At 59.7% G+C, this 5234-nt stretch carries 6 protein-coding genes and 1 pseudogene; 2 read left to right on the top strand and 5 right to left on the bottom strand.

Features of this window, described 5'->3' with window-relative positions:
* The coding region (locus AC1D00_RS25355) for a cold-shock protein (RefSeq protein ID WP_477012527.1) at window positions 1–134 on the bottom strand (134 nt) is incomplete at its 3' end.
* An 871-nt stretch (window positions 135–1005) separates the two neighbouring features.
* Window positions 1006–1281 (bottom strand): DUF1488 family protein, encoded by a 276-nt coding sequence (locus AC1D00_RS25350; RefSeq protein WP_477012526.1) that lies wholly within the window; start codon window positions 1279–1281, stop codon window positions 1006–1008.
* 374 nt (window positions 1282–1655) lie between these two features.
* Here AC1D00_RS25350 and galE point away from each other — a divergent pair, with 374 nt between their 5' ends.
* Window positions 1656–2648 (top strand): UDP-glucose 4-epimerase GalE, encoded by a 993-nt coding sequence (gene galE / locus AC1D00_RS25345; protein WP_477012525.1) that lies wholly within the window; start codon window positions 1656–1658, stop codon window positions 2646–2648.
* A gap of 272 nt (window positions 2649–2920) precedes the next feature.
* Here the strand turns inward: galE and AC1D00_RS25340 are convergent, their stop codons facing one another.
* Entirely contained in the window at window positions 2921–3124 is a 204-nt protein-coding gene (locus AC1D00_RS25340) for a hypothetical protein (protein ID WP_477012528.1), read from the bottom strand.
* 263 nt (window positions 3125–3387) lie between these two features.
* Here AC1D00_RS25340 and AC1D00_RS25335 point away from each other — a divergent pair.
* Window positions 3388–3723 (top strand): annotated as a pseudogene (locus AC1D00_RS25335) (hypothetical protein); the annotation flags it as partial.
* A gap of 170 nt (window positions 3724–3893) precedes the next feature.
* On the opposite strand, the gene AC1D00_RS25330 reads toward AC1D00_RS25335, so the two are convergent.
* Both AC1D00_RS25330 and AC1D00_RS25325 read right to left on the bottom strand, forming a co-directional pair.
* The gene (locus AC1D00_RS25330) at window positions 3894–4991 is read right to left on the bottom strand and encodes a Gfo/Idh/MocA family oxidoreductase (protein ID WP_029677422.1); all 1098 of its coding nucleotides are present in this window, start codon (window positions 4989–4991) and stop codon (window positions 3894–3896) included.
* 16 nt (window positions 4992–5007) lie between these two features.
* A partial coding sequence (locus AC1D00_RS25325; RefSeq protein ID WP_477012524.1) for an amidohydrolase family protein occupies window positions 5008–5234 on the bottom strand: 227 nt, incomplete at its 5' end.

The following is a 5234-nucleotide window of genomic DNA, read 5'->3' as shown; positions in this document are numbered from 1 at the left end:
CCTTCAATCAACGTCGAAATGCCGGCTTCCTCGACGGCGGACATATGAACGAATACATCCTTGCCTCCGCCGTCGGGCCTTATGAAGCCGTAACCCTTGAACTTATTGAACCAGACTACGAATCCGTTAGCCAAAGTTCCTCCGGCATCCGCATGATCTAGTCCGACGTAAAGATTGAAAGCGTAGAAAGTTCACATCGGGCGTAGAATGACTTCTTTTTGCTCAAACCCCGGTTGTTACCCCTTGGTCCGGTGAGGGTCGAGTTTCGTTCATCCAGACTGACCGGCGCTGCAATATGCCGCGCATAAATCGGAACTCGCCGTCCAAAGCTCACATCCTCACAATAGACTCGTCAATTCTTGCTGCGCAAATAAGCAATATGCCGCGTTTATTTGCAGATGCGCTTGCTGCTTTGCATGTGTTGTAGGCGCAAGCGCCTCTCGAAATGCCTCCGTCGATCGACCTGGAATAGAATATGCGGCATCTTGCTATTAGTTGCAAAGACGCAGTGGCAAAGTGATCGCGATCTGAAGGCCTAGTTAAACTCAAAAAGAGCTACGGCAGTATGAAATGTCGCGCAACGCACCACTTTCGCGACAACCGGCTAGGGTCTGGGGCGAAAGCGATCCGCGACGGAGAGGGATGAGTAGAGCAGGCGCCTGCCTTGGTCTCGTCGGGAGGCGCAAGGTTGAAAGGTATTTCTGATATTCTCCGACCGTCCGCGCGAGATGATCAGTCGAGTGCCGGAGATTGAAGCCGATTCACCTCATCAGATCGACAAGTCGGAGTGGAAGCTTTAGCCTGCTAACAATCTTTCTCACAGCTTGTGGCGTTCTTCCAAGGCGTCGTGATACGGCGTGCAAGCTCTTTCCCTCTAAAATGAGGAACCGTACCTGCTCGATTTCGTCATGGCTCCATGGCGGAGCAACCTTTCGCTTGGTGGTGTGCGGGGCCAACACTATTGCGCTCCTTTTCAGGCGGTTACGAAGGGCACGGGTTTCGGGACTAGGGAAGCGGCGTGAGCTGATAAGTCGTGACAATCGGGCTTGCTTGCCCCGCATCATAGTTCTGGCTGGCTATAGCCTGGATGGCCTCGCGATGCCGATGAAAGGTCGCGCGAATGTCCATTTCATCGGCGCCATCGACCGCTGCGCGATCAATAAGAGCGTCCCAATCAACTCTGCAGATCACTCGTTTGGGACCGTCAAACATCGCGAACAGGATGCCTGAATGTTGGTCAACAACGGTCATCTTTCCGGAAGGGTCATGCTGAAGGGGCATCGCAGCGGATCTCCGTTGTGCAATTCTTCGTTGCCGTTTGCTCCGGGGGCTCAGGAGTTGCTTTCGCACTACGCCCTATGCCGGCGAAGACTGCCTTGCACGAGATGGAAGCTAGGCAAATACAGCAATGTTGAATCTGATCACGGTCAAGTTGTGGGACCGGCCCCGGGCATCAAATCGCCTCATGCCAAAGGAGTTCGCTATCGACTCTCCGCAATAGCTGTCTCTGGTCCGCTTGTCCGAATCACCGTCGTACTCGATTGCGCCGCAAAGGATCCTGGATGGTTGAAGCTCGCTCTGCTTGCGCTCTGCGCAGATTTTATGCTGTCGACGATTGATTGGGCGATTAATGACTTCGCTTCGGGGTAGCAACCATGACTGACCAACCGACCGTCCTCGTCACAGGAGGCGCGGGCTATATTGGCTCGCATGCCTGCCGCGCCCTGGCCGCCGCCGGCTATCAGCCCGTCGTTTATGACAATCTCTCGACAGGTCATCGCAGCTTCGTYGCCGGCCCCCTGGTGACCGGCGACCTTCTYGACGGCGSAGCGCTGGCGCGCGCCTTCGCCRATCACAAGATCACGGCSGTGATGCATTTCGCGGCGGCGAGCCTCGTCGGCGAATCCATGACCGACCCGCAGAAGTACTACATCAACAATTTGCAGGGCACGCTGTCGCTGCTCCAGGCRATGCGCAACGCMGATTGCCATCGCATCGTGTTCTCCTCGACCGGCGCCGTCTACGGCAACGCCGATTCCARGGAGCTGCCGGAAGACTTCCCCTGCGCGCCGATCAATCCCTATGGCGCGTCGAAATGGATGATCGAGCGAATGCTCGCCGACTATCGCGCSGCCTATGGCTTCGGCGCGTTCTGCCTGCGCTATTTCAACGCCAGCGGCGCCGATCCGGCCGGCGGCATCGGCGAACTGCGCGACAACGAGACCCATCTCATTCCGCGGGCCATGATGGCGCTGCAGGGCCATGTCGACTTCGCGGTGTTCGGCGACGACTACGACACGCCCGACGGCACCGCGATCCGCGACTACATCCATGTCACCGACCTCGCCGCCGCGCATGTCGCGGCGCTGAAGCTGCTGGAACAGGGACATGCCGGCGGCAGCTTCAATCTCGGCACCGGCTCCGGCTTTTCGGTGCGCGAGATCCTCRRCGCCATCAGGCAGGAGACCGGGCGCGAGGTGCCGCACACCGTCAAGCCGCGCCGCGCCGGCGATCCCACCTATCTGGTCGCCGACCCCTCCGCCGCACGAAAAGCTCTTAACTTCGTGCCGCGGCACTCCGACCTGCCGACGGTCATCCGCACCGCCTGGGCCTGGCACCAGAAGGCGCATCCGTTCATGCGATTGTGACGCACGAGTCCATCAAGAATCCGGCTCAAGGCAGGCCCTACGGTCGCGCATACTGATCGACCGTACCTGCGACACATTATCGATGGAGTCGCAGATAGCTAATTGGCGCTTTTTTGTCGCCCGGGGTCAGCAAGACTGAGTGCCGGCTTCTTGGTCTTGCTCAGTCTAAGCACAGCATCTGGACCCAAGGCTTTCGCTTCCCGGCCAACGAGGAGCTGGCCGCGGAGTTCGGCGTGTCACGCGTCACGATCCGGCAGGCCGTCGAGTTGCTTTCAGCCGACGGCGTCATCAAGGCGCAGCGGGGCCGCAGCAGGCGCGGTGCGGCAGGACCGCGGGCTCAAGGTCGAAACTACGCTGTCGGATCTCGCCGATATGTACCGCGACACTTCGCCGGAGATCGTCAACATCTCGGCGAGCCGCAGCGACGCGCCGCTGTGTCCCGAGGACGGCAAGCCGGCCGAGAGATACGTCTTCATGCGCCGGCTTCATTCACCACTCGGTCCGTCCGCGGCCAAAACTGGACGTCATGCGATCGGTTGCCTAACTTGGTACAAATCGGGCTAAGCCTGACAAGTTGCTGGTGTTTTGCTGTACCTAGCTCAAATTGGCCCATGATGGATTGGAGCGAGAGTTTAAGCGGTTCAATGCGCTAGGAGGCGCCGTGTGCACGGCGTGTGCACCGGGAGATCAAGAAAAATCTTGCGTCGGCCAATCAAAGCAGACCTTGGGGCCGTAGGAACCCGACATCGTTGTTGGCGAACTCGGTCCCGCCATGCCGGTCAACCGCAAGGTGCCCAAGCTTGGCCCGCGGCTATCGATTGTGGACGCCAACCGAAAGCGCATTGCGCGGCTCGACGGCGAGGATGGTCCCGGTCTTGCTAGCGGCTAGTTTCTCGCACCGCGCGGCATTGCACTGGATTCCAAAGGCGACATGTATGCGGGCGAGGTCGGCGTAAGCGACTGGAAAACTAATCCCAATGAGGACATGCCGGCCGAGGTCCGCACCATCAGGTGCTTGCAGAAGCTGGAGATTGTTCGGCCTCGACCGCTCGTCGCGGCTTTCCGGTGTCGGTAAAAGTGGATCGACGTATCCGTGCCTCGTCTAGGATTGGGTGGAGCATGTGCGCGGGCGATGACAGCACGCCATTCAAGCTGTCGGTGAGGCCTAATCGCTCGCCGTTGATTCCGCTGCAGATGGATATTTCTCTACTCGTTCCTGCCGCGGTGCGTTCAACAGGTGTGGATCTACAGGCGTATGACTTCACCGGTTCGAACGCTCTCGTCGGCGGCAAAGACGATGCGGAGTGAGTTGATCGCGTCCTCGTGATGCTCGGACAGGTCTATCTCGCCACGGACCGCACTCAGAAACAGCCGCTGCTCGCGCTCGCAGAGCTCCTGATGGTCGGGGTCATCAGCAGTCGAGATCAACTCGTCCGGCTGCGCAAAGCGGTCTTCGGCGTCGCGCGCCGCGTGATGGATGCGAAGCGCGTTGGTCCGTGTATGCGTATCATGTTCCGCCGAATGCGCGCCCGCATCGGCACTCTCTTTTGCGACGATCGACACGCTGCCGTTTGGGCCGATCATGTCCTTCACAAAATGAGCGGTCTCGCTCATCATCGGACCCCAGCCGACCTCGTACCATCCGACGGATCCGTCGTCGAACATGATGTGAAGATGGCCGTAATTGTACATGGCCGGCGCGATCTCGCTGGTCAGTCGCGCCCCGACCGCATGGACCGCGACGGGACGCGCTCGCGTCACCTGGCACATGATGTCGACGTAATGGACGCCGCAATCGACGATCGGTGAAGTCGATCGCATGAGTTTCTTGTGCACCTCCCAGAAGGAGCCCGCAGACTGCTGGTTGAGATTCATGCGCATCACGAGCGGCTTTCCGAGCGTTCGGCCGATTTCGACGAACCGTGACCATGCGGGATGTACGCGCAGAATATAGCCGATCAGGAGCGCCTTTCGGGCCGCGCGTGCAGCACTGACGACTTGCCGCGCGACATCCAGCGTGTCGGCCAGCGGCTTCTCGCAGAAAACATGCGCGCCAGCAGCGAAAGCCTGCAACGCCATGGCGGCGTGATGCTCGGTGTAGGTGCAGATCGCGACTGCGTCGGGACGCAAACGCGTAAGCGCCTCGTCGAAGCTTTCGAAGCGGGGAAGAGTGGGAAACTCGGCCTCGAGATCGTCGCGATCGGCCGCGCGAGAGGTGCAAAGACCGACGAGTTCGAAACCCTCGACCGATCTGTAGGCGCGGGCATGGCTGGTTCCCATGGTGCCGAGGCCAACCACGAGAACGCGAACATTTTGTTGGGGCGAGAGGGAGAGCGAGGACATGGCTCAATTGTGTCCTTCAGTCAGGTATTGAGGGGCAGCCCTCGATCCAGGTTTCCAGCACCCGCAGCTCGTCGTCGAGATGCACGAGGCTCGCGAGATGGCCTGGTGCGATACGRCCGAGTTCAGTATCGCGCCGGAGAAACGTCGCCGGAACGCGCGATGCCATTGCGAGGGCATCGGCGAGCGGAAGCCTGACGACGTTGACCGCATAACGCACCGCCTCATCCATGGTCAGAACCGAGC

The sequence above is a fragment of the Bradyrhizobium sp. P2_E8 genome, from assembly GCF_056403875.1.
This window is presented reverse-complemented; position numbering and strand designations above follow the sequence as displayed.

Bases quoted from the DNA above. Each gene is read 5' to 3' on its own strand.
- AC1D00_RS25350 (WP_477012526.1), bottom strand. From the start codon at position 1,281: ATGCCCCTTCAGCATGACCCTTCCGGAAAGATGACCGTTGTTGACCAA.
- AC1D00_RS25340 (WP_477012528.1), bottom strand. From the start codon at position 3,124: ATGAAGACGTATCTCTCGGCCGGCTTGCCGTCCTCGGGACACAGCGGC.
- AC1D00_RS25330 (WP_029677422.1), bottom strand. From the start codon at position 4,991: ATGTCCTCGCTCTCCCTCTCGCCCCAACAAAATGTTCGCGTTCTCGTG.